The organism is bacterium, assembly GCA_023145965.1.
Classification (GTDB): Bacteria; UBP14; UBA6098; order UBA6098; family UBA6098; genus UBA6098.
The window spans coordinates 1-1,837 of record JAGLDC010000092.1; the positions used below are offsets into that span (position 1 = coordinate 1).

2 protein-coding genes are annotated in these 1,837 nt (G+C 44.1%); both read right to left on the minus strand.

Translation table 11 applies throughout. From position 1 onward, the window contains the following. Positions 1-474: 474 nt before the first annotated feature. Complete coding sequence (locus KAH81_08645; protein ID MCK5833723.1) at positions 475-771, minus strand: hypothetical protein; 297 nt, start codon at positions 769-771, stop codon at positions 475-477. A 294-nt stretch (positions 772-1,065) separates the two neighbouring features. Then, on the minus strand, positions 1,066-1,632 hold the full coding sequence (locus KAH81_08650; GenBank protein ID MCK5833724.1) for a hypothetical protein: 567 nt from the start codon (positions 1,630-1,632) through the stop codon (positions 1,066-1,068). Between the last annotated feature and the right edge of the window lie 205 nt (positions 1,633-1,837).

Sequence of the window (1,837 nt, forward strand, 5' to 3'; positions counted from 1 at the left end):
CCGAAGAGGCCAATTGGCTCGAAACCAAGACCCGACCCATTGTTTCCGTTTGATTTCCTGTCCTCAAGATTTAAATTTTGATATAGAATACTATATAAAATAGCTATAAAATGGCCATATTTGGGGCAAAATATATAGAATACTATATCAAAAAGGCAGTGCGGAAAACGGGATTTTAGGAGCTCCAGCATTCGGGGAAAAGAGATGTTTTGCGATAAGCGGGATCGGGGAACCAACCGATTTGGAAATCGAGAAAATGTGGAAAATGATGAAAAAAGAGCCCTCGAAAATAAAGGCCGATCCGGTGCTGCAGGCGCGCGATTAAAGCGCAGGAAAGTCGATGATGAGAAGAAAAGTACTAGATTACGTGACTGCCCTTTTTTCTTAGCGAATGTCCAAGCTCACTTTCGGTGCGCATAAATGTTGCCTTTAAAATCGGGCGTTGTTCACCGTGGAGTGAGTGGTTCGATTTGTTTAATAGTTCATCATATAACTGACAATATTCTCAGACCCTTTTCGCAAGTTGGTTCCAATTTTCCATTTTTTGGCATAGGCCTTTTCGTTAACTATGAACTCAACATCAACAGTGCAGGTTTTCTTATTGATAAATTCTAGAGGGAGGCTGAAAGATGTCCAAATCGACTCAAATACATCTTCGTTATACTTGCCGTACTTCCTGCTGGATGAGTTGTATTTCCGTTTATGGAATGATTGGATCTTCGTTTCTTTTGAAAGGAGCTGATGAGTTTCACCTTCCGTGTTCTTAAACACAACTTTGGTTAGCGTAATGGGATCAGTGGGTTCTCTCTCTGATATAAATGAAAGCTCAAGGCGATAAGGAGCTCCGCTTTTGGTATATGAAAACAAGAGGGGGATTCCTGTGGTATTTTCTTCTGATGCTATAATGCGAGGGATAGCCTGCAGCTTATTTGATGGGTGACAATATGGATACGAAAACAATTCTTTTCGATGAACCATACAGCCACAAAGCATGGACATTAAAATTATAAGTAGATATTTCATTGTTTAAGATCGAACGATCGCCTTCACCTCAAAGTGGCTGTGCTACGGCGCGGTTACTTTGTAGGCGTGAAAGGCTTGTTCGGGGTTAATGGTGGTTGGACTCGTCTTCTCTTTGTTTTGATTCTGCCTGAAGTACACCCTGACGATGTTGATGCCTGCCATTGGGATCGTAGTGTATTTAAGCCTTATGGTTGTGGATGGGAACGTCCACACCATTTCCGTGCGCGTTTTCTCGCTTGGGTTGCCGTATGTTGTTTGGAGGAGCTTTGACAGTATCTTGAACTCATCAACAACATTGAGGAACTTCTCGTCCTGGGCTCGCAGGTTGATTCCTTCGAGCAGTCCCGAGTCGTTATCGAAAAGCATGTCCGCCCTGTATTCTCTCTTTCCGAATGAAAAGCCCTTTACCCGGACTGTTGAGTAGAAATGTTTATACTTATTCTTCTGATGGCGTTCGGCACGCTTGCTGAATGCCTCAACAATCTGATCTTCAGTCATTCCCCATTTGGCTTTATCCCAACAGTGAACGTCCTTCGGTTCTATTGCGAACGCCGAATTGGCGTGCAGGACGACAAATGCGACTGCAACAATATAGCTCAGCTTCTTCATTATCTTGAGTCCAAAGATTAGGATAAAATTCTGTTGGACTGAACCTCTCGACCACGTTCAATCTATCTATAGGGATTGTATGGAACCGTGGACTCCGATTCCATGGGTTTCTTCATATATCTTTACCCGTTCGCGGAGCTTTCGGTGGGGAGGACGGCTTCGGGGTCGGGATGGAGCGGCCGATTCTGTGGCTCGCGTCGGCGGT

Excerpts from the sequence above, each read along its gene's own strand:
- KAH81_08650 (MCK5833724.1), bottom strand. The coding sequence starts at position 1,632 with ATGAAGAAGCTGAGCTATATTGTTGCAGTCGCATTTGTCGTCCTGCAC.